Annotated in this window: 31 protein-coding genes; 12 read left to right on the top strand and 19 right to left on the bottom strand. The window is 40.5% G+C overall.

What is annotated here, in order from left to right:
* Positions 1 to 215: 215 nt before the first annotated feature.
* The 5 genes from PVK63_RS06535 to PVK63_RS06515 all read right to left on the bottom strand — a co-directional run bounded on the left by PVK63_RS06535 (position 216) and on the right by PVK63_RS06515 (position 6,166).
* On the bottom strand, positions 216 to 1,010 hold the full coding sequence (locus tag PVK63_RS06535) for a hypothetical protein (protein WP_130086009.1): 795 nt from the start codon (positions 1,008 to 1,010) through the stop codon (positions 216 to 218).
* Between the two features lie 97 nt (positions 1,011 to 1,107).
* A complete protein-coding gene (locus PVK63_RS06530; protein WP_274440094.1) occupies positions 1,108 to 2,172 on the bottom strand; it encodes a porin in 1,065 nt (354 codons plus the stop codon).
* A 526-nt stretch (positions 2,173 to 2,698) separates the two neighbouring features.
* The gene (ligA, locus tag PVK63_RS06525) at positions 2,699 to 4,705 is read right to left on the bottom strand and encodes an NAD-dependent DNA ligase LigA (protein ID WP_130086007.1); all 2,007 of its coding nucleotides are present in this window, start codon (positions 4,703 to 4,705) and stop codon (positions 2,699 to 2,701) included.
* A gap of 153 nt (positions 4,706 to 4,858) precedes the next feature.
* On the bottom strand, positions 4,859 to 5,827 hold the full coding sequence (locus PVK63_RS06520; RefSeq protein WP_274440093.1) for a phage integrase: 969 nt from the start codon (positions 5,825 to 5,827) through the stop codon (positions 4,859 to 4,861).
* A 42-nt stretch (positions 5,828 to 5,869) separates the two neighbouring features.
* Positions 5,870 to 6,166 (bottom strand): helix-turn-helix domain-containing protein, encoded by a 297-nt coding sequence (locus PVK63_RS06515; protein WP_274440092.1) that lies wholly within the window; start codon positions 6,164 to 6,166, stop codon positions 5,870 to 5,872.
* A 101-nt stretch (positions 6,167 to 6,267) separates the two neighbouring features.
* Here PVK63_RS06515 and PVK63_RS06510 point away from each other — a divergent pair, with 101 nt between their 5' ends.
* The 12 genes from PVK63_RS06510 to PVK63_RS06455 all read left to right on the top strand — a co-directional run bounded on the left by PVK63_RS06510 (position 6,268) and on the right by PVK63_RS06455 (position 12,627).
* Positions 6,268 to 6,519, top strand: a complete 252-nt coding sequence (locus tag PVK63_RS06510) for a hypothetical protein (RefSeq protein WP_274440091.1) — start codon at positions 6,268 to 6,270, stop codon at positions 6,517 to 6,519.
* Between the two features lie 2 nt (positions 6,520 to 6,521).
* A complete protein-coding gene (locus PVK63_RS06505; protein ID WP_274440090.1) occupies positions 6,522 to 6,749 on the top strand; it encodes a hypothetical protein in 228 nt (75 codons plus the stop codon).
* Positions 6,736 to 6,996, top strand: a complete 261-nt coding sequence (locus PVK63_RS06500) for a hypothetical protein (protein ID WP_274440089.1) — start codon at positions 6,736 to 6,738, stop codon at positions 6,994 to 6,996. The genes PVK63_RS06505 and PVK63_RS06500 overlap by 14 nt, the downstream gene beginning before the upstream one ends.
* A gap of 14 nt (positions 6,997 to 7,010) precedes the next feature.
* Complete coding sequence (locus tag PVK63_RS06495; RefSeq protein WP_274440088.1) at positions 7,011 to 7,934, top strand: hypothetical protein; 924 nt, start codon at positions 7,011 to 7,013, stop codon at positions 7,932 to 7,934.
* Positions 7,931 to 8,065 (top strand): hypothetical protein, encoded by a 135-nt coding sequence (locus PVK63_RS06490; protein WP_274449247.1) that lies wholly within the window; start codon positions 7,931 to 7,933, stop codon positions 8,063 to 8,065. Before PVK63_RS06495 ends, PVK63_RS06490 begins: the two co-directional genes overlap by 4 nt.
* The gene (locus PVK63_RS06485) at positions 8,062 to 8,190 is read left to right on the top strand and encodes a hypothetical protein (protein ID WP_274440087.1); all 129 of its coding nucleotides are present in this window, start codon (positions 8,062 to 8,064) and stop codon (positions 8,188 to 8,190) included. Before PVK63_RS06490 ends, PVK63_RS06485 begins: the two co-directional genes overlap by 4 nt.
* Positions 8,191 to 8,249: 59 nt before the next feature.
* Positions 8,250 to 8,810 carry a hypothetical protein gene (locus PVK63_RS06480; RefSeq protein ID WP_274440086.1) on the top strand — a complete coding sequence of 187 codons (561 nt, stop codon included), beginning with the start codon at positions 8,250 to 8,252 and terminating at the stop codon, positions 8,808 to 8,810.
* A 147-nt stretch (positions 8,811 to 8,957) separates the two neighbouring features.
* On the top strand, positions 8,958 to 9,146 hold the full coding sequence (locus PVK63_RS06475) for a hypothetical protein (RefSeq protein WP_274440085.1): 189 nt from the start codon (positions 8,958 to 8,960) through the stop codon (positions 9,144 to 9,146).
* A gap of 15 nt (positions 9,147 to 9,161) precedes the next feature.
* Positions 9,162 to 10,145 carry a replication initiation protein gene (locus PVK63_RS06470; RefSeq protein WP_274440084.1) on the top strand — a complete coding sequence of 328 codons (984 nt, stop codon included), beginning with the start codon at positions 9,162 to 9,164 and terminating at the stop codon, positions 10,143 to 10,145.
* A 656-nt stretch (positions 10,146 to 10,801) separates the two neighbouring features.
* Positions 10,802 to 11,179, top strand: coding sequence for a hypothetical protein (locus PVK63_RS06465; RefSeq protein WP_274440083.1), 378 nt, complete (start codon positions 10,802 to 10,804; stop codon positions 11,177 to 11,179).
* 125 nt (positions 11,180 to 11,304) lie between these two features.
* Positions 11,305 to 11,583 carry a hypothetical protein gene (locus tag PVK63_RS06460; RefSeq protein WP_274440082.1) on the top strand — a complete coding sequence of 93 codons (279 nt, stop codon included), beginning with the start codon at positions 11,305 to 11,307 and terminating at the stop codon, positions 11,581 to 11,583.
* 792 nt (positions 11,584 to 12,375) lie between these two features.
* Positions 12,376 to 12,627, top strand: coding sequence for a hypothetical protein (locus PVK63_RS06455; protein ID WP_274440081.1), 252 nt, complete (start codon positions 12,376 to 12,378; stop codon positions 12,625 to 12,627).
* An 86-nt stretch (positions 12,628 to 12,713) separates the two neighbouring features.
* Here PVK63_RS06455 and PVK63_RS06450 read toward each other — a convergent pair whose 3' ends face one another.
* From PVK63_RS06450 to PVK63_RS06390, 14 genes are read right to left on the bottom strand one after another with little or no spacing between them, the layout of a single operon-like run.
* Positions 12,714 to 13,700 carry a hypothetical protein gene (locus PVK63_RS06450; RefSeq protein ID WP_274440080.1) on the bottom strand — a complete coding sequence of 329 codons (987 nt, stop codon included), beginning with the start codon at positions 13,698 to 13,700 and terminating at the stop codon, positions 12,714 to 12,716.
* A complete protein-coding gene (locus tag PVK63_RS06445) occupies positions 13,685 to 14,365 on the bottom strand; it encodes a hypothetical protein (RefSeq protein ID WP_274440079.1) in 681 nt (226 codons plus the stop codon). The genes PVK63_RS06450 and PVK63_RS06445 overlap by 16 nt, the downstream gene beginning before the upstream one ends.
* Positions 14,362 to 14,949: a baseplate complex protein gene (locus PVK63_RS06440; RefSeq protein WP_274440078.1), complete on the bottom strand. Its 588-nt coding sequence runs from the start codon at positions 14,947 to 14,949 to the stop codon at positions 14,362 to 14,364. The genes PVK63_RS06445 and PVK63_RS06440 overlap by 4 nt, the downstream gene beginning before the upstream one ends.
* Positions 14,946 to 15,758: a hypothetical protein gene (locus PVK63_RS06435; RefSeq protein WP_274440077.1), complete on the bottom strand. Its 813-nt coding sequence runs from the start codon at positions 15,756 to 15,758 to the stop codon at positions 14,946 to 14,948. The genes PVK63_RS06440 and PVK63_RS06435 overlap by 4 nt, the downstream gene beginning before the upstream one ends.
* Positions 15,759 to 15,774: 16 nt before the next feature.
* Positions 15,775 to 16,209, bottom strand: a complete 435-nt coding sequence (locus tag PVK63_RS06430) for a hypothetical protein (protein WP_274440076.1) — start codon at positions 16,207 to 16,209, stop codon at positions 15,775 to 15,777.
* Complete coding sequence (locus PVK63_RS06425) at positions 16,209 to 18,092, bottom strand: phage tail-collar fiber domain-containing protein (RefSeq protein ID WP_274440075.1); 1,884 nt, start codon at positions 18,090 to 18,092, stop codon at positions 16,209 to 16,211. The genes PVK63_RS06430 and PVK63_RS06425 overlap by 1 nt, the downstream gene beginning before the upstream one ends.
* Before the next feature lie 19 nt (positions 18,093 to 18,111).
* A complete protein-coding gene (locus tag PVK63_RS06420) occupies positions 18,112 to 18,645 on the bottom strand; it encodes a phage tail protein (RefSeq protein ID WP_274440074.1) in 534 nt (177 codons plus the stop codon).
* A complete protein-coding gene (locus tag PVK63_RS06415; RefSeq protein WP_274440073.1) occupies positions 18,638 to 19,831 on the bottom strand; it encodes a baseplate J/gp47 family protein in 1,194 nt (397 codons plus the stop codon). Before PVK63_RS06415 ends, PVK63_RS06420 begins: the two co-directional genes overlap by 8 nt.
* Positions 19,822 to 20,139: a DUF2590 family protein gene (locus PVK63_RS06410; protein ID WP_274440072.1), complete on the bottom strand. Its 318-nt coding sequence runs from the start codon at positions 20,137 to 20,139 to the stop codon at positions 19,822 to 19,824. The genes PVK63_RS06415 and PVK63_RS06410 overlap by 10 nt, the downstream gene beginning before the upstream one ends.
* Positions 20,139 to 22,475 carry a phage tail tape measure protein gene (locus PVK63_RS06405; RefSeq protein WP_274440071.1) on the bottom strand — a complete coding sequence of 779 codons (2,337 nt, stop codon included), beginning with the start codon at positions 22,473 to 22,475 and terminating at the stop codon, positions 20,139 to 20,141. Before PVK63_RS06405 ends, PVK63_RS06410 begins: the two co-directional genes overlap by 1 nt.
* Positions 22,472 to 23,134, bottom strand: coding sequence for a DUF7217 family protein (locus PVK63_RS06400; protein WP_274440070.1), 663 nt, complete (start codon positions 23,132 to 23,134; stop codon positions 22,472 to 22,474). Before PVK63_RS06400 ends, PVK63_RS06405 begins: the two co-directional genes overlap by 4 nt.
* A gap of 11 nt (positions 23,135 to 23,145) precedes the next feature.
* Positions 23,146 to 23,277, bottom strand: a complete 132-nt coding sequence (locus PVK63_RS20030) for a DUF6890 family protein (RefSeq protein ID WP_443111681.1) — start codon at positions 23,275 to 23,277, stop codon at positions 23,146 to 23,148.
* A 53-nt stretch (positions 23,278 to 23,330) separates the two neighbouring features.
* Positions 23,331 to 23,684: a putative phage tail assembly chaperone gene (locus PVK63_RS06395; protein WP_274440069.1), complete on the bottom strand. Its 354-nt coding sequence runs from the start codon at positions 23,682 to 23,684 to the stop codon at positions 23,331 to 23,333.
* On the bottom strand, positions 23,674 to 23,856 hold the full coding sequence (locus PVK63_RS06390) for a hypothetical protein (RefSeq protein WP_274440068.1): 183 nt from the start codon (positions 23,854 to 23,856) through the stop codon (positions 23,674 to 23,676). Before PVK63_RS06390 ends, PVK63_RS06395 begins: the two co-directional genes overlap by 11 nt.
* Positions 23,857 to 23,860: the final 4 nt, after the last annotated feature.

Below are 23,860 nucleotides of genomic sequence, written 5' to 3'. Positions count from 1 at the left end.
TCAACAACTTAAGCGCAATTAAAAATATAACTCACTGATTGAAAATAAAACAAAAGAGACAAAAATCTCAAAAAAAGCACACATTCATGCAATTTCAGTCGATCTTGATCACATTGAATTTAGCTAAAATTATAACTATTTATTTTAAATAAAAAAAAAGTGCGAACTAAGTCGCACTTGATATTTTACGAAAATTAATTAGCCTATAAAAACAATTAGATATTCAATAACCAAGTTAGTATTTGAGCTTTGTCTTCGGTAGAGGCTTTCTTATACCAATAGCTCAACATTTCTAATGATTTAGAATCAGAATTCAGCGTTGTACTAATTGATTTTCTATTTGCGAACGCCCACTCAGTAAATTGCTCTTGCTCTACAGCTGTCGCTTCATTAAACCAATATTTGGCCATTTCTACTGGTTTTGTTTCTTCTGCCTTTGTTTCAATTATTGGTTGTGCCATAACTACGGCTGGCGTGTATTGAAATTGAAGTGCTTTTTCATCTAGCACTGCTTGAAAGTAACCAGCAGGAATGGTGAAAGATAGTTTTGATATTTCATTTTGAGTTTTCGCAACATAAGTTAAGCCCTTTTGAGCAGCCAATTCAATTTCGTTATTATCTATAGGGAAAGTGAAGTATTGAGTCGCTGTACAATGCTCTGAGCACGATTCTGTTGATACTGAATAAGGTTCTATTTTGCGTTCATTTCCATCAATGACCACTGAACTATATGAATAACTCGCTTTAAAATAGCTTAATTCAACAGCCATGTATGATGATGGGGATTTCTTTTCACTTGTCGCGTAATTCGCGATAAGTTGCGATGTGTTTTTTAACGCACTCGCTCCCACGCTTTGATTTTCAATTGGAACAATGTCTTTTGCTTCTATCGACACATAATTGTGTTTACGAGTGACTTCTTTTATTGCATCAGAAAAATCATCATCACTCGATAATGTTGAGCACCCACTAAGTAATACGACACTCAGTCCTAAAATTCTTTTATACATCTTACTATCCTTTAAATTTTAAATTTTAAATGCCCAAAGTAAAAAACGCCGACAAAAATTGCCAGCGTTTTTAAAGTTAGCTAAGTAACAACTCTTCTTAGAAGCCGTACTCTAGACCAACACGTGTTACGATATCAGTATCAGCATCACCAACAGTACGACCCGCTACACGAACATACGGTACGAAACCATTGTGAACGTACATTACTTGCCCTGAAATAGTGTTTGAATCTAAAGTTTCTTCTGCTGCTGAACCATTCGTTTTGATACCTTTAGCATCTAGGTTTGCTGCATAGCCCAGTTTAAAGCCTAGTGAGTCAGCCCAGTATTGACCAATAATAGAGAATGAGCCTTGCTCAACATTTTCACCAACTGCACCAGCATCACCTGTGTCTGCATCAGCATCTCTAGTATAGATATCTACCGTTTCTTGCTTATATGCAGCTGCTAGACTAAAGCCACCAGGTAAACCAACTTCAGCGCCAACTAGGTATGATAGGTTGTCATTTCCAGAAACACCACGGAAATCTGAACCACCTTCAACCGCACCCATTAGTGTTACAGTGTTGATTGTATATTTTACATTACCACCAAAGAAGCGAGAATCACGAGTTGCTGAACCACTTGGGTTACCATCACGACCAGCAGAAACTGCAAATGTTAAACCACCAAAACTTGGAGAATCGTAACGAACTTGGTTTGATTGACGATCGTAGTGACCATTCACACCACCCCAGTCAAATACAGAGCCAAGACCTGGGTTAGAGAAAGGCCAGTCAATAATTTCATACATTGGTGTAAGAACACGACCAGCACGTAAATTACCCCAGTCACCAGAAAGACCTAGGTAAGTATCACGAGCACCTAGCTCACCACCTTGCCAGCTATCTACATAACCAGATTCAATTTGCATTGTAACTAATACGTTTTCAAACATCTCTTTGTGAGCACGGAAACCAATACGAGACTCATTTTCTAGAACATAGCCATCTGTACCATCGCCATTTCCAGTCGTATTGTAGTTAACCGCAGACATTGCCGCTACACCGTAAACATCAACACTAAAGTCAGAGTTAATACCAACTTCTTTTGCAGTTACACCTGAAGATGCTAAAGCAACCGCAGCACCTAATAACGTAGTTTTAAAAAATTTGTTTTCCATGGAATAAAGCTCCTAAAAATGGATATAGCTGTGTTCGTTATTTACTGGCTTTAAGTTGGCCGCCGAAAGCAATAAATAACTCTCCTAATTCACACAATTTTTAAATAAGAAAAGGAAAATTTAAAAATCGTAATTACCTTATATTTTTTCCTGCATACACACTGTGCATCCATGTAATTAAGACTAAACCCAGCTAAAAAAACATAAAACAAAAACTTAATTTTTCATAAAAAAAACATGAGCGAGCGCAAACTTCTTTCGCGTTAGTGATTAAGATCAAATTAAATAGATCAAAAAACATCAAAAAATAGTTTTTAAAGCTAAAACAGTAGGTTATAAATATAAAAAAACACTAAATGCGACGAATATCACCTTATTTTGAAAACGGTTGATCGAACCATATAATTAGTTACAACAAGTGTCGATACAAAAATTTTAAGTTATACCAAACAATGAAAACCATTAATTTCAGATATAAAAAAAGGAGCTCTAAGCTCCTTTTATATAATGAATGGCTGTTTTATTGTTAATTTAATAACTCAATTAACTGTTCTTCATTCATCACTTCAATACCAAGCTCTTCAGCTTTTGCTAATTTAGAGCCAGCAGCTTCACCCGCAAAAAGAATGTCGGTTTTTTTAGAAACACTGCCTGTAACTTTTGCACCAAGTTCTTGTAGAGCCGCTTTAGCTTCATTACGTTTTAGTTTATGAAGTGTACCAGTAAGAACAACCACTTTTCCCGCTAATGGTTGCGGCACTGATTCATCAAGCGCTTTAATTTCAGGCCAATGAATTCCCATTGCTTGCAAGTCTTCAATTACCGCTTGGTTATGTGGTTCTGAAAAGAAGTTTAAAACATGTTTAGCAACAATATCACCTACATCACTCACTTCTATTAATTGCTCAAACGTAGCCGCTTGAACCGCTTCTAATGTATAGAAATGAGCGGCCAAGTTTGCAGCGGTTGCCTCACCAACCTCTCGAATGCCTAACGAATATAAAAATCGAGGTAAGGTCGTTGCTTTAGCTTTGTTTAATGCATCCACCACATTTTGAGCTGATTTTGGCCCCATTCGTTCTAATACTGTGATGACACCTGCTGAAAGCTTAAATAAATCCGCAGGAGTCTCCACCATTTCTTTATCAACTAATTGCTCTACTACTTTATCGCCTAAACCATCAACATCGAGTGCTTTACGAGAAACAAAATGCTTTAGTGCTTCTTTACGCTGTGCTTGGCAGACTAATCCAGCGCCACAACGAGTAACCGCCTCACCTTCGATTCTTTCAAGATTAGAATCACAAACGGGGCAATTAGTTGGGTAAACAATGGCTCTACTGTCCACAGGGCGACGAGCTTCGACGACTGATACTATTTGCGGAATAACATCACCCGCACGACGAATAATAACCGTATCACCGATATGAACACCTAAACGTGCAATTTCATCAGCATTATGTAACGTAGCATTACTTACCGTAACCCCACCAACAAAAACCGGCTCCAGTTTTGCCACTGGGGTTATAGCCCCTGTACGGCCGACTTGGAATTCCACATCATTTAAAACCGTTAATTCTTCTTGAGCTGGAAATTTATAAGCGATTGCCCAGCGAGGTGCTCTAGCAACAAAGCCTAGTTGCACTTGAAGTTCAATGTCATCAACTTTAATTACAACCCCGTCGATTTCATATTTCAATGCATCTCGACGTTCTAGAATGTCTTTATAGTAGGCTTTTACTTCTGTTAAAGAGTGACATTGTTTTGTCTCTTCACACATAGGTAGGCCCCAGCCTTTAAGCTGAACAAAACGTTGATAGTGACTTTTTTCTAATTCGCCGCCATCAATAACACCGACACTATAAGCATAAAAACTCAATGGACGTGTTGCTGTTATCTTTGAATCTAATTGACGTAAGCTACCTGCAGCTGCATTACGTGGGTTTGCAAACGGTTTTTCACCACGCTTTAATGCTCGCTCGTTTAACGCGTCAAACCCTGCTTTTGGCATAAAGACTTCACCACGAACTTCTAATCGCGTTGGCCAGCCTTCGCCTTGCAGTGTTAATGGTATACAACGAATCGTTCTTACGTTTTCGGTTATATTCTCTCCTGTAGCACCATCACCACGAGTTCCTGCTTGTACTAATTTACCATTTACATAGAGTAAACTTACTGCAAGACCATCTAGCTTAGGCTCACAACAAAAAAGAGAAACGGGTTTAGAGATAAGGCGATCATTCATTCTTTTCTCAAATGCTGCTAATTCTTCATCATTAAACGCATTATCTAAAGAAAGCATTGGAATTTCATGTTGAACTTGGGTAAAGCCATCAAGAGCTTCACCACCAACGCGTTGACTTGGAGAGTCGACAGTAACAAGTTCTGGGTGTTCAGATTCAATAGAAAGCAATTGCTGCATCATACGATCATACTCTGCATCAGGCAGCTCTGGGCTATCTTCTACATAATATCGATAAGCGTGGTAATTCAATTGCTGTCTTAGCTGATCTAAGGTCTGTTCAATAGTCATGATTCATCAACTTCTTGTTCTGTCTTTCTAAAAATAAAAAAAGGCTCATAAAGAGCCTCCTCTTAATGGTAATAATCAATAACTTATATTATCAATCAATTAGTTACGAGCTGCAACTATGGCAGACTATTGCATATTACTTCACCTGTTGGGTCATAATGTGGACAAAGGATTTAACTCCATCGCCTCACTTAAATAGTCAGGAGCAAGATGCGCATAAGTCATAGTTTGCAATACTGATGAATGCCCTAGAATTTTTTGTAATGTCAAAATATTCCCTCCATTCATAATAAAATGACTTGCAAATGTATGCCTTAATACATGGATGGCCTGACCTTTTGGTAGTTCAAAACCAAGACTTTTAAAGATCTGGTAGAAGTCCTTGTATCGTAACTTAAATAACAACCCGCTCTTCCCTGTATATATTTCATCAAACAATGATTGAGTTATAGGTACAGTCCTGTTTTTTCCATTTTTGGTATCTACAAAAATAACCTTTCCTGCAACTAAATTCGTGCTTTTCAGGTTAATAACCTCACCCCAACGACATCCAGTTGCTAGACTAAGCTTCGCTATTTTTAACGCGTCCCCTTCTAGGTGCGCTAACAATTGCCGAATTTCATCAATACTCAAAAATCCCATTTCAGTCGACGCTACTTTTAAGCGAGTAATTCCTTTTAATGGGTGCTCGCCATTAATCTCTCCCAGCCCAATAAGAACAGTAAATACTCCACTTAATCTAGTGTGATTTCTGTTTATTGTAGAAGCCGAGTTTCCTTTCGCTAACATATTTGCACGATAATCTGAAAATAAATTTTTTGTCACTTGATAAACCTTAGGTTCGCCTAGTTCTTGATTTAATTTCAGTAAGTGCATTACATCTTTGCTTCCGCTTTTTAACTGCTGCCCATGATGCTTGTGCCATAAGTGAATCAATTCAGATAAAGGCCTTTTATCTTTTTCCGTTTCTATCCAACCCTTCTGATTTTTCGTTGCGATAAGCCATCGTTCATACTGAACGGCTTCTGCTTTGGTTTTAAATCTTTTTCTATACCGTGTACCACTTCGACCTTGCGGACGACAATCGACCTCATAACCGTTAGGAATGGATTTAATAGACATTGAAATGCCCTCCCCAACGATAAAAAGTAATGGCTAATACCGTTAAGCCATTTTCTGAGAATCTACTTCTCCAGTAGTTAATCCGCACTTCTCTTGAGTTGAGAAGGCCGGGCAAATTTGTCCGGCATCTGGTTTAACATCACCAGTCATTAGCCACAGTGTGTACTTTTTAAATTGTTCGTGATTTACAATTCTTAACATAACTCCCCCAGCAGGCTCCTGCTTTCCAGAAATATACTTTTCCACAGTTGATGTTGATATCCCGATTTCGCTTGCAAAGCCAGCTTGCGAATAACCCTCTTCTTTAATTATAGCTTTTAGTTTTTTTTCAAAAGACATGTTGACCTCCTGATGATTGTCTGGAATAATCCAGACGTATGGGTGGTATTGCAGGCTATTGCACCAGACTGCACCAGTAAAACTTTTAGAGGATACAACAAATGAATGGAAATAGTGAGCGTCCAGTAATAATCATTCAGCCAGATATGGCTCCGATTACTTTAAGGGAATACGCTCAAAAACACGGATTAACACTTGAGGCTGTGCGCTCTATGGCCCATAGATGCCAAATACCAACACTCCAAATTGGAAAGTGTTCCACGCTTTATGTTAACCAAGCGCAAATGGTTATGGCTTCATTAGAGGCTGCAGGTTGGGATGTAAAAATCCCTAAAGATACTTACGCGGCATAAGCATGATTTCAGTACAAATATTCTCAGCAACAAAGCACAAGCCAATTAGCATTGTTCCTGCTTATGAATATTCGTCGAACTTCTACCGCGCCATTGTTGAAATGGAAATAAAACACAATAAATTCGCTGAGGAAATGCTCATATTTCCCCATGAAAAAATCGCCATTATTACGTTAAACAACGACCGACTGGTTGTTATTCGAGAGAATACGGATCATGACAAGCACTAGCGCACTTACTGTTGTATACAACGGATTGCTTCAAGGTTATCAATTCCAAATGGAAGCCATGAAAGAAAATGGAATGCCTGACAGCACTTTTCATTTCCGCTCTGAAAAAATGCGCGAAAGCCTAACAAATCAAATCGGCTCGCTATCTCAGATGGCTTACGATTTAGGTGACCATGATCTAGCTTCAACGCTTTTATCGGTAGCAACAGAGTTTGGCTCTGATGCCACTCCACCAATGCCTCTTTAATTCAGGGCTGTATTATGAATATTTCCTTAGCTTCACTAGCTAAAGCATTCTGCACGCTTGTATTGCTCTCATGTGCAATTACGTCTGCATATCTAACGTATTCATTCATGTACGAATTAGGCTCTGCCATTGGTGTGGCGGCTATATTTGCGATCATTGGGATCACTCTTGATTTGGTGAAAACCATTTCACCTACTTTTATACCCACTGTCGCTAAACAGAATTCATTTATCGCCCTACTTCTTGTTGCTCTAACAGGCTCACTTATGGTGATAAGTACCATCGCTTCTATCTCAGCTATTGAGAAAGGCGCAAATCAAATGACGGTAGCCACCAAACAGAACGTAGCCATAACCGAACAAATCAATAATAAGAAACTGGAGTTAGAAAACTTACAGTTACTTTCTAAGACGCAACTCAGCGCAAACCAAATATCAAAAGCGGATAGAACGGCAATCACTGTTTCTCGTGTCACTGACGAGTTGAATGCGCTTTATCACGCGCAATCAAACACAAAAGACTCCTCAATTTTGAGCCAGTACGACTCAAAAATCACCTTGTTTATAGCGGTATCTATCGAGGTGGTTTCTGTCGTCATGGCTCTCACTTTACACTCATTAAATACACTTGAGGCAAGCGTAAGAAGTGTATCAAGCCAAGTAAATACAACGGTTACACCACCAAGTGTAAGTCAACAAATTCAAAGTGTATTGCCAGGTGTAAATACAGACAAAACACTTGAGATGCACTTTGCTGCAAGTGTTTTAAGCGAAGCAAAAGAGGCTATTTTAAGTGGCGCAGTAAAACCTAGTTATCGAGGGTTAAAAGCGGCTTTTGGAATACCACAAGAGCAAAGTAAACATATATTAAACCTACTGCACCAACAAGCCATTTTAGAACCTTGGAATAACGGCGGCTATCGCTTGAGGGCTACATGATGCTGAGTTTGGAAGCTTTCTTGGTAAAAATGACGATTGCTTATATGCAGAATCATAACCGAGCCCCTGTTGACTCGCAGTTAGCGGGTTGGACTGAATTATATAAAAACTATTTAGGTGCAGCATCATGACCCAACAAGAATTTATCGCAAAGATGGCGATTGCATATATGCAACATCATGGCTGTACCGCCTCAGTTGCTAACTTAGAAGATTGGGCGGGGCTATGGCATGTTGCTGGCTGCGTAGCTTGTTAATGAAGACAATCTCAGTACGCAATAAATGCTGAGATTGTGGTGTTAATGGAAGGTGAATAATGAAAAGTAACTCATCAATAAAAACAAGCTACAAAGAACTCTATGCAGCCGTTCGCACAGAAGGTGTTCTTGCTCTTATTGCGGTTCTTGATAAGGCTCGCGCAAAACACGGAGCGATGGTTGCGTGTGATTTATCTGAAAAAGCGCACATTGTTTTTCATAGAGAAACGGAAATAAAACGCCGTGAGTCGTTATCTGAACGACTAGCAACGTATAAGCACCAAAAGCAATTCAAGCGCCACATTTATGTAAAAACACCGATTTGTACTGATACGCCTTTATGGCAACACAGGGTGGCAGTGAGTATGAAAACAACAAATAAACCAATGACAACTAAACAAGCTTACAAAAAGATTTACTCCGCCAGTCGAGGTGGCGGATTGCTTGAGTTACTGCTTGCTGTCGATGAAGTGGAAAAGAAAAGCGACCGCTTTACCTCATGTAAAATCGTAGGCTGCATAGACCGTATGCGTAATGAAAACATCGTCAAAATTAAGTTTAATTTAGAAGAAAGGCTGCGTCACTACAAATTTGAAAAGCACATTGGCCAATATCTATAGAGTTCCTGCAGTTAAGTAATCAAGGTAAGTATTGATATGAAAACAACAAATAAGCCAATAACAATTAAACAGCTCTACAAGGATCTGTATTCAGCAAAGCGATTTGGCCAAATGCTTTTAATACATGAGGCTGTTCAGTGAGCAGTATTGGCTTGTGGTGCGCGAGCTGCGGCCAGATTAGCGCAAAGTGCTGAACGCGTTTACCGATGCGAAATGAATGTATCTCAAACTCACGATGCATTCCCTTTAGAGCTGCGATTATGGATCTATAAGAGCCGTGATCATCCAGTAAAAATCAACATGAACAACGGCAGCAGCATTACCTTTATTAAATAATTTAAGAGATACACAGTGAATACACCCAAGCACATTAACGACACAAATAAGCACAGTGAGCAACCGCTCGCTGCGCTTAGTCGTATGCGCTCGGAAAGTAACGACACTGCACCTCTTGAGTTAAAAACAAATCACTCTCGCAAGTGGGCAATTGCACCTGTTTGGCATCCACAAGAATCACTGAATGCTGAGCTCGAAGTTATCCCTTATGCGCAGCGTAAGAAGAAACACATACCAACACTGAATCGTAAAGTGTTCAACACTATCGAGAAGCACGGTGCATGGGTAAGTGCTCAGTGGCCATGTTTAGTGCATAAGCTAATTGAAGTTGGTATGCGCAAGCGTAACCTGTCATTTAGATCTGATCATAAACAAAACATCGAGAATACCCTGCGTTGGATTTCATACAACTCAGACGCAGTTACAGGCTGCATTAACGTAACGCGCTTATGCATTGAGATCGGTAAAGAGATCAATGTATCAAGTTCGACCATTGCATGGATCATGAAAGAGCTTGTTGTTATGGGGATCTTATATGAGCCAGAGCACAGTGGGCAATCAATCCAGGATATAATGCATGATGGTCGCCTACCAAGAACGCTGTGTGCAACACCGTTGTACTACGAACTCATGGGTATCAAAGGTGAGGAACTTGAGCGCTTACGTTCAATCGAGATCCAACGCCGTCAAATAGAGGCCGCCAAACGCTACGAGCAATACGATGCGGACATAGCCTTAAAGACATACTGCCAAAGCAATATCCTGCGCGTATGGGAGCACAGGCACGCACAAGCAACCTCAAGCTACACTATTAAACTGGCAGACATGAAGCCAGTAGATCGTCTTACTTACATCTCTCGCAAGCTAGTTGAGCGCATCAAAACCAAAGGCTGGGCGGTCAGCACAGACATAGCTAACATCACCAAGATGGCCAACAACCTACTAAGCCGCATGGGGCTCTCTGTTAAGCAGAGCGAGCTCTCACTCTCAATACCCTAATCTATCGTTACCTTGTCACGCTCTTAGCTGAGTGGGCATTGTTACGCCTGCTGCCTATTACTGTATAAAAAGCAAACGATGCGCACCAGTAACGTGATCCATTATGGCCACATTGAGATCCTTTTTAGATCGTATTTTATCACTTATCAACAGATGTCGGAATAGCCCCCTTTTTAGATGGGTATAGCCCTTTTGTTAGTCCTGCTAATATTCTTTTGTTATATATTTCAAAAATATCTAACTCCAACAGTGCCTGTTGTTAAAAATACTTCCCATTAATTTTTTAGTTGGCTTATACGAAAATAGAAACCACAGTGGTAAAAATTAACGGGCCCCACAGCCAACGTTTACCACCGCACAAGAACGCAGGCTTACCTGTGTTCGTTGGCTGCGCTGAAAGTGCTTTTTGTCATTCGACAGGAAGACTGGACTCACCCTACTTGATGGAGTGGTAGTTCTTATCGCTTCGCGATGATTCTGGTAGTAAAACAAATGCGAATTTAAAATCAGTAATTAGCGCAAGATTCGATAAGATATATTGATATCTTTTGAAAAGGCTGTGGTAGAATTGAAAACTAATGCAGTCTAGTGCAATAGTATGAAATAGATTTAAAGCAAAACAACACTGTAATCACCAATACTCAAAGGGGGAAATTATGCCTAATAACGAATCGACATCAGTAGCGCCTATCACGCTAACAGCAGAGCAAATTATCTCTCTTGTTGGTCACGGTGTAACGCAAGAGCAACTTGATAGCGCGCGTCGTGAGCTTGGGGAAAAGATAGACGCCCAAGACGCAAAGTTTGATATTAAGTTCGACAAGCTCGATGCTAAAATTGATGCGGTAAACAAAGATCTCTCTAGCAAAATTGATGTGGTAAACAAAGAGCTTTCTACTAAGATCGATATTAAGTTTGACCGATTGGATGATAAGATTGATAAGAAGTTTAACCTTATTCTTGGGTTTCTACTTACTAGTGTTGCTGGTATTGTCGCGCTTGGCTTCTGGTTGGGTCAAAACGTAATAAAATAAATCCTAGCATTTAAATTAATGATAAAAGATCGCTTATGCGGTCTTTTTTTATGCCTGAAATATGATGCACCCTATCTTTATTATTGCTATATTTCATTGGAATCCAACGAAATATAACAACAATTATGAATGAATTTTTTATTGAACTACAAAAAGCCTCTGGTTTATCGAACTTTGCCTGTGCTCAATATCTTGGTATTAGCGAAGGTGCTGTTGCTGATAGGCGACGAGGTGTTTTTAAAGCCAGGCGTTGCGAGTTAATCGCTCTTGCCATATTTGGGAGTGATGCTGAAAAACAAGCCGTTTCATTGATGCAAAAAAATTGTCAGCATGCATGGAGAGAGCTCGAAATTAATGGCTCATTCAGCCAAGTATGCAAAAAATGCCGTTTTGAAAAAAAATAGAAAACGCCTGTTTTTCAGTTTTTTCTATTTTTCAAATTTTCGGCGTTCCTCCAGGTCTTCGCTCGTTTGGTGCATTTTCTTAATGGCACAGATGGCAATTAAGAAAATGCCAAAATTTACTCTATCTTATTGAATTGTTGTTACTTTCCTCTAAATCACCTTAATGGCAATCGTCACTCAATTTTCTAACCTAAAACTCTGAAAAATTTTAAATCGTTTTTGTTTCAATAGCTTAAATTTTTAAAACGCCTCAAGCGCATGGTAAAGCGATGGTCTTAATTGCCATTTGTGCCATTAAGAACGACACGAATAACTCGCAGAGACCTATACAGGGCGTGCCTTGAGGGGGTATTGGCAGTGCTCCGCTAATGGCAAAAACGATGCACACAAAGCCCCAAGGTGTGGCGGGGATGAGTTATTTTTTTTGAATATTTTTTTTTCGTGATATGGGTCATGTTTTTTCTATCTGATTTTTATATGTAAATTAATAGTTTTTTTGCCGATCGTTTGGATTGGTTACTCGTTGGTTTGGTGGGTTGCGGTTGCTATTTGAAAAAATAAATCACACATGAAAAATCGTGTGAGTTTTGTTTTTTCTTGCGTTTTCTTTTTTATTTTTAGTGGCTATTTTGAGTAGAAAATAAGAGTGATTTTGCTGTGTTTAATGATGAGTAACAGTGGGTTTTGTGGTATAATTCAAGCGAAGATATATGTCCATAACTCGCATTAAATGTGAGTTGTTTTACGTACTATCTACAGCATAATGCGTGCGGATTACGGCAGGAATTGAGATTGATAAAGATACCAGCGGAAATGCTATGTTGTTATTTGAATGAGCTTGCAGAAAAGGATCCTGATTTTATTCAAGAGGTACTACTGCACAAGGTTTATTGTAATGAATTGATTGCTGAATTTAGCAGGGTTACATGTGGTGAAGTTGGGGATGGTTACGTATCATCAGCGCTTGGGTTGCTTAATGCGCTTGTAGATAAACCAATTTGCATAAATGGTAATGGCCAACTGCAGTTGTATGTTGCAGAGTAGCTTCCTGTTTTCGCTCTCACAGTGAGCATGAAAACAGGAAGTGGCTACATAATGACGATATGTAACTAACAAAATGAGGAGATGTATTATTTTACGATGGTCTTTAATTTGTCCATTAGTGTTGTTGACTGAACGCCATAACTAGCTATTGATGCAGTTTCGATGGGTGGCGTTGATGGTCCAACCCCTGTTCCGTGCGTATGTGTCGCCAATGCATTTGATAGCTTGCCCACGATATCAATAAGGGTGTGAAGTGTTTTAACGACATCAACCTTATCGCTGCCTATGCTAATTTTCCCTTTCTTTGTTTTTATATCAAGCCCAGACTCATCAAGAGATAATGACTCAGTCTCTTTAATCAAGAATTGCAGCTTCTTCTCAATCTTGCTAACACGCTCGCCATAGATAAATTCCTCCAAGTTATCACCTGCAGTAAGCGATAGGTTTTTTAGTGCTGATAGCTCTGCATTGCCAGTGGTTAGAAGATAAAGCGCACCATAGGCCGCAAGCTGATAGATACCCGCAACATCATGCTCTGAATCCTCATTAACGGCAGTGCGCAGTGATTGGCTGTGTTTTACTTCATTTCCGGTAGTTGTGTTAGTTTCATTTGATTCTTGATTAATAGCGCCATCTGTCATCGATGCTATTGTGCCATCTTGCTGCAGGTGAATTTTCACACCCTGTCTTGATTGGATAATAATTTCATTTGTATCGATACCAGGTAATGCAATCCCATAAGGCAGCACCTTATCAATATAAGGCTTATCCGGCATACCAAACGCAAACTGAACCGTCACTATCATGCCAGGCTCTGGTAGTTGCATTACTCCACCAGATGAAGAAAACGTACCGGATAGCGCAATATTGGAAAGGATTGGAATGCTCGTTTCTTTTCCATCCTTAGATAGAATGCGAACACTGGCTCCATAATATGGACGATACGCATCTGAAAGTGATCCATTTTGTGGTATTTCGTTAATGCTTGTTACTCTTCCCCACAAGGGGCAATGCCAGCCGTTTGCTATCTCTGGATAATGTTTTTGTATGATTTTTGCTATTTTGTTATCCATGTGATTGTCATCTTACTTTGCTGTTGCTGAATATTACGAACACGCTGACCGTTAATAATAACGCCAGGTCTAAGTGCAGGCATGAGCGGAATGGTGGCGCTATCAATAGTTGCGTTTTCAATCATATCTGCGGGGATAGGTATGTTTGTATTGGCCCACATTGAGTCATTCCAACTTCCAACAAATATTTTTCCATTGCCTTGCTGTTGCCAAATGTATTTTTTTATATTAAAAAGCTGGCCAAGACTATCCATTAATGCGTAACCTTGCCTATGATTAACGACATAGGGCACACTGTTTAGTGCGTAGTCTCGTTCAGGAATAATAAACTCTAGGCCTGTAATGTCACTGATGTTATTTAGCAAATCAGTTAAGGTAATATGCTGATAAAAAACAGGAAGATCATGTCTTAGCAATGCGCTTAATTCACGGCTAAATAGTGAATACTGGCCATTACTTACTTGTCTGAACGATTCGACATAGCCAGTAAACCAACGCACCAGATTATTGTTATAGCCGCATTCATAAGCAATGACTTGCCCAACACTTGGCTCTACATCGGTAACAATATCTGCAGCACCAGGATTGCGATAGCTTAGATAGCAACTAGATGAGATCACGTTTGCCGGTGTATTTCCCACATACAAACGCTCGTTTAATTTCATGACAATAAAACCCCGACACCTTCTGTGTTTTCATTATTGCTTGCTGTTGTTATGCCGAGCTTTTCATTTGTGTAAGCAAACATCGTCTCAAATCGCAATAAATCCGTGCTTGGCGGTAAATGTGGATTATCGTATTTAGCGGCAACATCACCGCCTCCGCCTTGTTGCTTTGCGGGTTTAATTTCCTCCCTTTGGTTTTTTCGCTCAGGAACCGACAAGTGCTCATGAAGTGAAAAACCAACTTGCCAACCCTGTATTGAATCCATTTCATTAATGGAAAGCTCGCCGCTAAATTTACCCTCATAAAATTTAATCGCATTAGCCGCATCATGGCCAATGCGATAAATCACGCGTGCACCAGTTTCTTGCTCTACCGCTTCTGCAAAATTGGCTATCTCTGTAAGCCACGCTTTGCGCTGAAAAGGAATAACCATTGTTACGGTTAATACTTTAGCTTTTGTGCCTGTCTCGGCCATTTCAGTGCTACTGCTAAGGCCGCTTAGGTCGCTATCACCAAAAGGAAGTTTTATTGAGGTTTTAATGTCTTCGCCACGAATGGTCTTTTGATTGAGTTGTAATGTCATAAAGAAAACATCTCATAAAGTAACGACAGGTTATCGCTATCATTTGATAGCAATACAAGTACGCTTGCGTAAGGTTGATTGTCAGTTTGAAAATTAATTAACTGCTTTCTTATCGCACTAGGTGAGCCTGATAATTTCAGGGCGTAACATTGCCCACTAAATTTATTCTGTAGTTGCGATAACTCTCTCTTTTGATGCGCTAATCGCTCTTTTTGTTGCGTGGCTATGCTTATTAAGCGCTCTGTTGCTGCCATGTTGTTTTTGATATTAGATTGATGCGCACCGGCGCATCCTAAAATTTGTGCGCTATTAATAATTGGAGACATAAAAGCAAGTCTTCCTTGCATCCAATAGGGCGCAAGTTTTGTTTTGGGTATTTGCATTTTATTAATAGACAATGCAGCTTCAGCATCCGCTAGAATTGCTAGCTGAACCCATGCGGGGTGATTGATTGTCTGTGATATGATTTTCACGTTATCAGCAAAATTACGCGCATCTCGGCCAGTGACAATAAGAGCTATCCCTTTATTTAATCCATTTACCTCAGAAGATTGCGTAACGCTGTCTCCAGTAACTTGAAGGCCAGCTGACGCAAGTAAGGTTTTGCTTGGACTGATATTGTATTGATATGGATGAACGCAAATATATTTCGTTATTACATTCACTGATACTTTCACTTTCACTTCAGTTTTTTTAATTGAGTTTATGCGCTCTATAGCAGAATTGATTTCTTGAGTTTTAGCATCTATAGATTGCACTATTGCATCAGCTTGTATGCTAATGCTTTGCGGGTATCGTATTACGTGCATTTAAAAATCCTATGTGCTAATTGTATTTATAACTCTTCATGATTTCAGGGCGGTTCGGGATGTCTCTAGTCGCCGCGGTTGGATTTATCGCTCTTATGTATTCTTTTACTTCTCGCATTTGTTTATCTGAAATGTTAGCGAGTTCTAGTCGATAATCTTCTTCAATACGTAGCGCTATTTGTTTCTCTGATTCAAAGAGCATTCTTGCTTCTTCTAGCAAATCTGCTTCAGTTTGAACGTAATGTTCGTATTGCTTAACTGTCCCGAACTCACCGAGGCGAGCACGTTTGTAAAATTCAACGCCATGTGGCATGACATCGAATGCTGAAGCAACGAACTCAACTGGCTCTGTTATTTCAGCAACACCTTCAACCTCGACTGTCATGAGAATTGTCGTTTTATCTTCACTTGCAAATGATAAGTTAGTTGCGCTTATTAGTTTAACTTCCATTATAAAATCCTCTGCACTGCTGCACCCCATACATTACCCGCCGAGTTTGTCCAAAAACGTATAGCCCAAGTCCCTGAAACATGATCACCACCATCAGGTTTCTGGTGGCCTGTATAATTGTCCGTTGCGTATGAATTACCATTATTACTTGTATGCATTAATCGTAAATACGTATGAATATTCAATCTGTTGCGTATATAACCACCATCGACAGCATTTGTAATATGACCGATCGGATAAGTCATATTATTAGCATCAGTACCCTTGTATACACTCGCTTCATAACTTCCAGACACTGCTTTGTTATATGCAGCGTTAGCTCTGTCCATTACATCTTTCAAGCCTTTTGAGTTAGCAACATTAGTCGTTGACGTAGATGATGTTGAACTGCTTACCTGTGACTTTGCTACATAACGCCCGTCACCTTCAGCTTTACTAAAAACGCTCAACCAAGTTCTTATTGCTGCAACGTTATTACAAAAACGAATGTAGTTATCAGATGTACTTTTACGAAATGCTAGACCGCCACTGATTGCGCTTTCATCTTGATAGTTAGAACGAAATAATCGGGCGAACAAATCACCAGAGCTCTCCCTTTCTGCAATCGTACTGCCCGTTGCTGCTGTGCTGTTTGTTTTATTATTCAGTTTCGTTGAGTTAGTTACTGTTTCACCGCGCTTCCAGTACCACGAGTCACCTTGAGCCTTAGTCATTTTACTTGCGGCTAAGTCGTAAGCCTTCTTCACTGCACTTGACGTTGCCGCTAATGCTTCGCTAGTAGAGTTTACCGCCCCTGATAGCTTAGTAGCACCGTAGACTGTGGTTGATGCGACAGCATACGTCCATTTGCTATGTGCAACTGATAGGGCTTCATTAACTCTGTCTTTTATTGGGTTAATCACACGCCACAGCTGCGGGAGTTCAATGAATTTTTTATTCGTAGAATTAGCATCAATATCTTCATTTGTCGCAGCCTTCTCCTTTAATAAATACTGCGCATGAGGATCTTTGTTTTTATCTAGATGTGCCGTTCTCCAGTCAATTGGTCGTAAATCAGTAATGTTGTCAATTGATGTAATAATTGCTATGGGGTTGCTGTAATAAGTAATACCGTTTTCGGTTCTTACTGGTGGATGAGAGTCCGCAATAGTGATATTCGTAACGATTTCCCATGCACTATTAACGCTACCCATTAAACAAGCTTCAAGATAAACCGTTTTAGGTAATATGAGACCATTTAAATTTATAGGCATCGTATCAATGTTTACGCAGCGTAATCCTGCAATATAAGCAATGCCTGCCGCCAGTGATACTGCGCCATTACTGCTTGTTAATTCCCACCCGTCCTGAATAAATGAAGCGTGGCCATACATATCCATACTATCAATGCGAATGCGCTCATCAATCGCTGTGAGTCGATTATTGAAATCAAGCTGCCATACTTCTGCTGTAACCGTAATTTGTGTTAGGTTTGATGCGTTAATATAAGGAGTAATAATATTACGCGCTAACGTGTCCCCCTCTGTATTATTACCTGGCTCAGCTTGCGTTTTGCTTTGCGTTTTAACATGACTAATCGCACCAACAGTATTGGTCTGGCTATTAACTAACCCTATCCAATTAAAATCCCATGAACCAATCTCTGTACCAAGAATAATGGAGTACACCACAGCGTTAGGGTTTATCATCCCTTTTTTCGTTACAGTAAATCGCCCTTTAATGTGAGCGTCTTCTGGCAGTGCTTCATTAGGATTTATGGGTGCGTTGTGATCTTGATTTGGGATAAGCGCAAACACAAACTCATCCATTACCACTGGCTGATTTGTGGCTTCACACTGTGCTTTATACGCCAAGAACGCATTGGTTAATATTGTTCTGCTCATTCAGTTCTTCCGTCTAAAATTAAAATTCACTCGTTAATGCAATATACGTTTGGTGCGTCCAGCTCATTTCACCCACACTTAGGTATTGATTGGTTTCTATTGTGATGCTGTATTCATAGCGCCTGCAGGTTGCGCCATAGGTTTGGATGAGTAAATTAAGCAGTTCTTTATTTCCCGATAAAAGCTCATCATTCATTTCAATAGTGACAACATCCCAGTCCTTACCAGGTTGACGCTCTTTGACGTCATACACAGGAATACCAAGGCGCTCAAAAATGTTATATATGCCTCGATTCATGCCAGCGTCTTGCGCATTAACAAAAGCAAACTGCACTCGCTTTCGATAGATGGATTCTATTTCTCCATCCAGTCGACTTATTTTTCTCTCCCATGCAATGTGATCAACAATAATTAAATCGCATGTCATTAAATCAAACTTGCTTAATGATATGCACATCCATCGCTCTACGGTTTCCCAAAACCCTTGCGCGGCAAGGTTGAGTTTTTTTAACTCACCTTTGTTCATCCAGAATGGCAATTCAATCTTAAGCATTGCCACTCCCTGTATCGGTTATGGATAACGTATTAATGCGAGCAATCTCAAAGGCACTTCTAAAATCACGATTAGAGAAATACAACGTTTCTATTTGAGTAAAATTATTTCGTAGCTCCTGGTTTAATGTTGAAAAGCTAAATAGTGATTGTGGCCACGTTTTTATTGTGTTCTCGTACGCTTGATTTTCTCGAAATACACATCGGATATATTGCTCAACATCAAACAGTAATTGAGTGCGAGCACTTTTCGCAAGGTTGGGTATTGGCATAACCTCAAGCGTAATATTTATTTCTTTCTCAGGTAAGGACATAGCCAGTATGTCATCACCGAGTCCGTGATAGCCACCAATGCGAACCGCGTCATTGATTGCCTTTAAAAACGGCTCAGTAGGTGTTCCGCTATCAAGTAATAAATACGCATTGGCAGAGCCAGGGCCGCGCGGCCCATTTTTTTCGATATAAATCTGATCGGCTTTTACGCCACCAAATTCGCTCATGACAAGTTTGTATTTATCATCAATAAACCAACCAGACGCTGCGGTAAATTGAGCGCGGTAACGCTCCCTTGCATCGGTATTGCTTTCAATATCAGAGCCAGGAGAGGTTAACCAGTCATCAGGGTTATATACGCGAATAAGTCCAGGTAAAGGCGATTGCGGGATGCAGTAATAGCCTCCAGATAAATTAAAGTCATCACCTGTTTTTGTTGCTATGCAATCCACTTGAACTCTTATTGTGCTTGCAGGCAGCGTTACGGCTTCAGGAATAATAACCTGATACACCACGTTATTAATTCGCTCGGTGCTGATCGTAAACCCTGCAGGCAGCGACAGCTCTGGCGCCTCCTCTTCTCGCTCAAAAATAACAAACCCTTTTGCTTTACTTGCAGGTTTTCGTTTAAGGTTTACTGACTCCAAATGCAGATCAAGAAAAAAGCCGGTTGCCGTTTTAACAAAGGATTGCGGTAGCACAACGTTAGTTAAAAGCGAAACAAGCCAGAAATAAGGCTTGCTAATAATGCCTTTAATTAAACGCCAGAACGGTGAGAATTTAGGATCGTTATTAATTAACGATCCTTGCTCTGAAACCTCTTTTTCAAATACCGTATGAATTTCAGTTTCCGTTGTCGGTATATTGTTGTTTTTGAGTATTTGCTCAAACTGAGCGTTATTATTTATATCCATGCATCAATATCTCCAAACTCATAGGTACTCGCTGTCAATAGGCGCTCATCATCAACAATATTGATTGCACCGGTACCTGGAATAATGCGTAAATCATTTTCAGCTAACATGATGAGTTGATGTTCAATATCGCTAATCGTTGTCATGCTTCGCTCTGCAACAAGCTCAACTGCCAACCGACTTTCTAAAATTGCATGCTTAACATCTTGAGCGATGCATTGATCGTTAATGCAAGTAATAGGATTGCGCCCAACATCGAGAACAATGTCACCATCCTCTATGAGTAAGTCTTTATAGGTAGCGTTCATTATGGTGTCCTTAAGCTCATGTAAGAATGAAGATCGGTTAATCCAGGTGCGTGAGTCGTATTGATGTTCATCACGCCAATGCTGTTGCTGTTGCTCTGGTTTTGCGTATGACTTGGGGCGTAGTTCGCTGGAATGGTGCTATGCTCACCATTCTCAATACCTCCAGGAGTTACTTGAAGCTTGCTGTTCATCACGCCAACCTGTTGGTCAATGGTTGCTTTTAAATCGTTATCATCAGAAAAAAAGCCAGTGATTGATGACCACGTACTTTTAAACCAATCACCAATACTGCCTAGATACCCCATAAAAGAGCTCAGAGCGCCCGCTATTGCTTTAAACCATTTTGTGTTACCAAAGGCTGCAGTAAACTCATCCCACTTTGCTACAAGTAAACCAACCCCAATTACGATGGCGGTAATAAGAACAGGTACCCACCCAATCGCTGCAAAAAAAGCGACAGCAAGCGACCATGCCGCCGGAATAAGACTAATCATACCCATAAGCAATGGAGCCATAGCCGCACTCATTGCAACTATTCTTGCTATCGCGCCAGAGCTAAAAGCCACCAAAGAGGCTCTACCTGCTGCAAAAGTGGCAATAGCGAGAGCTTTAGTTGCAATGACACCTGACCACAAAAATGCAATCAATCGAGCTATATTTGTTGCAACGCCTGAGCCAAAAGCCATTAGTGAGGCCTTACCTGTGGTAAATGTTGCAACGGCAAGTGCTTTGGTTGCGAGAGTGCCAGCCCACAAAGAAGCAGTCATTCGAGCAATGAAACTAACAATATCGCCTTTAAAAGTGGAAATATAAGCGATGGATAATCGTAGCGTGCTTAGGATTGATGCTTTAGTTGCAATAACACCTGCCCATAAAGATGTGGTTATTCGACCAATGCAGGCAAACACTAATGAGCCAGCTCTAGTGGTTGCGATATAAGCGACGCACAATCTTAATGTGGTAATGGTAAGTGCTACACCTGCTTTCACCTTCCCCCAAGCGACGACAGTTAATGCAACAAGCCTTACGATCATTAATCCAAGTGCTTTCCATACATCCCAAAGTACAAACTTAAACGCATAGAACGCGTATTTAAGACCTATTTTTGCAATAGCATAAGCACCTGTGAGTAAAGTGACTGACGCAACGACAGCGCCAAGAGTAACAAGACCAAACGTAAGCCATGCAACGCCTGCCGTTATTTTTGGAAAAGCAATCATCCACTGCTGCAGTGTTTTAAATCCACTTGTCATAAAGGTGATTGTGGGCATTAGCGCGGTATCGAGCGCTTGCCCAAAAATGACACGCACGTTATTTACTGTTTGACCTAACATGCTCCACGGATCTGCTATTCGCCTCGCCATTAATGTGGCTTGATCCATGTTGTTTACTTTATCTAGGCTTGAAATGTTAGCGCCAAGCACATCGGTTTGATGCCATAAATCTTGGATAAGTCCAGAGGCTACCGTACCAAATGCAGAGTTTAAGTGACCAACGACATTAACACTTAGCTCATCACCAAGTTTCGATTTTAATTTATCAATAACCGCAACCATGCCAAGCGCTTTACCGTCATCACCGGCAAAGTTAAGTTTTAATCTGTTTTGAGCGTTAGGTAATGCATCCATGAATCCTGCGTAAGCCGTACCTGCTGTACTGCCTGTTTTACCGGCTTGCGCCATACCTAAAATGGCAAACTGCTCTGCAGAGCTAATATTCTGGTTTGACGCACGCGAGCCAAGACCGGAGAACGCCTCGTTCATGGCAGAGCCTGTGGTTTTAAACATTTTTACCGCAACGGCAGTTTGGCCTGCGATTTTCTCAACCCACTGCGCTTTTCCCATCTTGTCAGCGTTGGTTTTAAATACCCCATACATGGTACCCATGTAGCTTGTGATCGTGGCGGTATCAGCTTTTGTTGCCGTTGCTAAGATTGCAGATGCGCTGGTAAATTTTGCAAGCTCGGTACCATTAAGGCCGCTAATGGCAGATTGAATATCATAAGAGGCGCGAACAAATTCCGAGGCGGACTGGCCGTATGAGCTGGCAAACTTCATAGCTTCCCATTGCACTTTATTTAGCGTGTCGCTGCCTGTTTCATCCAATAGAGAATGCAACTCGCCACGAGCCGCATTCATTTCTCTCGCAGGGCCAGTTAGCCCTTGCATCGTTTGACCTACCGCCCAAGCAGCGCCCGCGCCCACTCCCATGTTTGTCCATGCTTTTTGAGTAATGCGGGCTTCTCTTTGTAGAGTTCTCAATCGGCTAGTAACGTTAGCAAACCCTCTCTGCGTTCTATCACGTAGCCATACCTGAAAATTCAATCTTCTGTTCATGGTAATAATTCTTTTAGATCATCAGGAAGCGTTTGCTCTAGTAGCATTTTTGAACACGGATTATTCCAAAGCTCGCTTATCATATTCGCTTGACTGGCGGAGGCTAGTTTGTTTTTCATATCAGAAAACAACGCCTTTTCTTTATCAAAAATAGACGTAATGCTGTTTTTAAGCGGTTCAAATTTCGCAATTAATGCATCAAGAAAAGCACCAAGCTCACCCTCATCAATTACATTGGCAAGGTAATCTTCGATGTGCTGAATTTGAGCAGCAGCAATGGATTTCATCTCATGAAGAAAGTCGTCAATCTCTCCAGTAACGCTACCGGTTAATTCGGTTAAATTCGCACAACCATCTACGCTCTCAAGGTTATTAACAAGACTACTTTGTGTAATACTACTAAATACATTGTTAAGACTCTCTTGAATGCTAAGTGTGGATTGCGTTGTGGTAGCAAGTGCATCAGTTAATGAGTCGGTCATTTTGGTAACCAGAGACTCAGGAACGCCAACGAGCGCAGGAGGAATTAATACAGGTAGGCGATTAACCGCAGCCATTGCACGATTTAATTCGTTGGTTGTTTCAGTGATAACGCCAAGAGAAGGGCTACTAAGGCGTAGCCCTTTATCTTTAATGGTATTGTAAATATCAAGATCCATAGCTCTGCCTATTATTTAAAAAGCATGCCAGCACCCTTATTGACCGCCGCGACCATGCTGTTTGTAAAATGCTCACTGAGCCATATCGCTCTTGCTAGGTTATCAATGCTATCGCTCTCACCTGGCAAATAGTGCGACCGCAATGCAATCGCCTGGCTTAATGGGTTTTTGCGATACGTCGCTGTCGCGGCGTTAACTAGTCCAATACTGCGCTCATATCAGGAGCGACTTGATTAACCACTTCCATTGTAATGTTGTCCAGTGTGCCTGCGATTTTTAGGAGTTCAGTAAGCATCTCTTTGTCCTCTTTCGCTACGGTATGCATTAGTAAATCTTTCGCCGCAATGGTTGGGCTAATTTTTGCATTCTGGCCACTGTTGATGAACGTGTTGTAATCAGAGATGGATACGGTGAATTTCATGCCCTTATGAACAAGAGTGCCATTTAATGAAATAGGCACAATCACTTCACGCGCACCTTGCATACTTTTAATTAGCGCCATCGCTTCGTTAGTGTTAATTTCGTTTTTGCCTTCTGTTTTATTTTCCATTGGAAATTTCCTTGTTATAAATGCGAATAAGGTTTTGTAACCCGACGATCTTTTCGCGGGTAATAAAATACGTTTTGTAATTGTTCGTAATAATGGGCAGCGCTAAATCAAGATTGTTTTTCTTGATGATGTCAGGCTCAATCAGTTGCAACTGCTCTGGAGGTGCAATCATTAAT

This window comes from Aliivibrio sp. S2TY2, assembly GCF_028765525.1.
Lineage (GTDB): Bacteria > Pseudomonadota > Gammaproteobacteria > Enterobacterales > Vibrionaceae > Aliivibrio > Aliivibrio finisterrensis_A.
The sequence above is the reverse complement of the archived record's forward strand: the minus strand, read 5'-3'. Positions and strand labels throughout refer to the sequence as shown.

Excerpts from the sequence above, each read along its gene's own strand:
- PVK63_RS06500 (WP_274440089.1), top strand. The coding sequence starts at position 6,736 with ATGACAAGCACTAGCGCACTTACTGTTGTATACAACGGATTGCTTCAA.
- PVK63_RS06395 (WP_274440069.1), bottom strand. The coding sequence starts at position 23,684 with ATGGAAAATAAAACAGAAGGCAAAAACGAAATTAACACTAACGAAGCG.
- PVK63_RS06405 (WP_274440071.1), bottom strand. The coding sequence starts at position 22,475 with ATGAACAGAAGATTGAATTTTCAGGTATGGCTACGTGATAGAACGCAG.
- PVK63_RS06530 (WP_274440094.1), bottom strand. The coding sequence starts at position 2,172 with ATGGAAAACAAATTTTTTAAAACTACGTTATTAGGTGCTGCGGTTGCT.
- PVK63_RS06480 (WP_274440086.1), top strand. The coding sequence starts at position 8,250 with ATGAAAAGTAACTCATCAATAAAAACAAGCTACAAAGAACTCTATGCA.
- PVK63_RS06415 (WP_274440073.1), bottom strand. The coding sequence starts at position 19,831 with ATGGATATAAATAATAACGCTCAGTTTGAGCAAATACTCAAAAACAAC.
- PVK63_RS06435 (WP_274440077.1), bottom strand. The coding sequence starts at position 15,758 with ATGCACGTAATACGATACCCGCAAAGCATTAGCATACAAGCTGATGCA.
- PVK63_RS06535 (WP_130086009.1), bottom strand. The coding sequence starts at position 1,010 with ATGTATAAAAGAATTTTAGGACTGAGTGTCGTATTACTTAGTGGGTGC.
- PVK63_RS06430 (WP_274440076.1), bottom strand. The coding sequence starts at position 16,209 with ATGGAAGTTAAACTAATAAGCGCAACTAACTTATCATTTGCAAGTGAA.
- PVK63_RS06505 (WP_274440090.1), top strand. The coding sequence starts at position 6,522 with ATGATTTCAGTACAAATATTCTCAGCAACAAAGCACAAGCCAATTAGC.
- PVK63_RS06425 (WP_274440075.1), bottom strand. The coding sequence starts at position 18,092 with ATGAGCAGAACAATATTAACCAATGCGTTCTTGGCGTATAAAGCACAG.
- PVK63_RS06460 (WP_274440082.1), top strand. The coding sequence starts at position 11,305 with ATGAATGAATTTTTTATTGAACTACAAAAAGCCTCTGGTTTATCGAAC.
- PVK63_RS06410 (WP_274440072.1), bottom strand. The coding sequence starts at position 20,139 with ATGAACGCTACCTATAAAGACTTACTCATAGAGGATGGTGACATTGTT.
- PVK63_RS06450 (WP_274440080.1), bottom strand. The coding sequence starts at position 13,700 with ATGGATAACAAAATAGCAAAAATCATACAAAAACATTATCCAGAGATA.
- PVK63_RS06465 (WP_274440083.1), top strand. The coding sequence starts at position 10,802 with ATGCCTAATAACGAATCGACATCAGTAGCGCCTATCACGCTAACAGCA.
- PVK63_RS06520 (WP_274440093.1), bottom strand. The coding sequence starts at position 5,827 with ATGTCTATTAAATCCATTCCTAACGGTTATGAGGTCGATTGTCGTCCG.
- PVK63_RS06400 (WP_274440070.1), bottom strand. The coding sequence starts at position 23,134 with ATGGATCTTGATATTTACAATACCATTAAAGATAAAGGGCTACGCCTT.
- PVK63_RS06420 (WP_274440074.1), bottom strand. The coding sequence starts at position 18,645 with ATGCTTAAGATTGAATTGCCATTCTGGATGAACAAAGGTGAGTTAAAA.
- PVK63_RS06445 (WP_274440079.1), bottom strand. The coding sequence starts at position 14,365 with ATGAAATTAAACGAGCGTTTGTATGTGGGAAATACACCGGCAAACGTG.
- PVK63_RS06510 (WP_274440091.1), top strand. The coding sequence starts at position 6,268 with ATGAATGGAAATAGTGAGCGTCCAGTAATAATCATTCAGCCAGATATG.
- PVK63_RS06440 (WP_274440078.1), bottom strand. The coding sequence starts at position 14,949 with ATGACATTACAACTCAATCAAAAGACCATTCGTGGCGAAGACATTAAA.
- PVK63_RS06485 (WP_274440087.1), top strand. The coding sequence starts at position 8,062 with ATGACCCAACAAGAATTTATCGCAAAGATGGCGATTGCATATATGCAA.
- PVK63_RS06390 (WP_274440068.1), bottom strand. The coding sequence starts at position 23,856 with ATGATTGCACCTCCAGAGCAGTTGCAACTGATTGAGCCTGACATCATC.
- PVK63_RS06495 (WP_274440088.1), top strand. The coding sequence starts at position 7,011 with ATGAATATTTCCTTAGCTTCACTAGCTAAAGCATTCTGCACGCTTGTA.
- PVK63_RS06515 (WP_274440092.1), bottom strand. The coding sequence starts at position 6,166 with ATGTCTTTTGAAAAAAAACTAAAAGCTATAATTAAAGAAGAGGGTTAT.
- PVK63_RS06490 (WP_274449247.1), top strand. The coding sequence starts at position 7,931 with ATGATGCTGAGTTTGGAAGCTTTCTTGGTAAAAATGACGATTGCTTAT.
- ligA (WP_130086007.1), bottom strand. The coding sequence starts at position 4,705 with ATGACTATTGAACAGACCTTAGATCAGCTAAGACAGCAATTGAATTAC.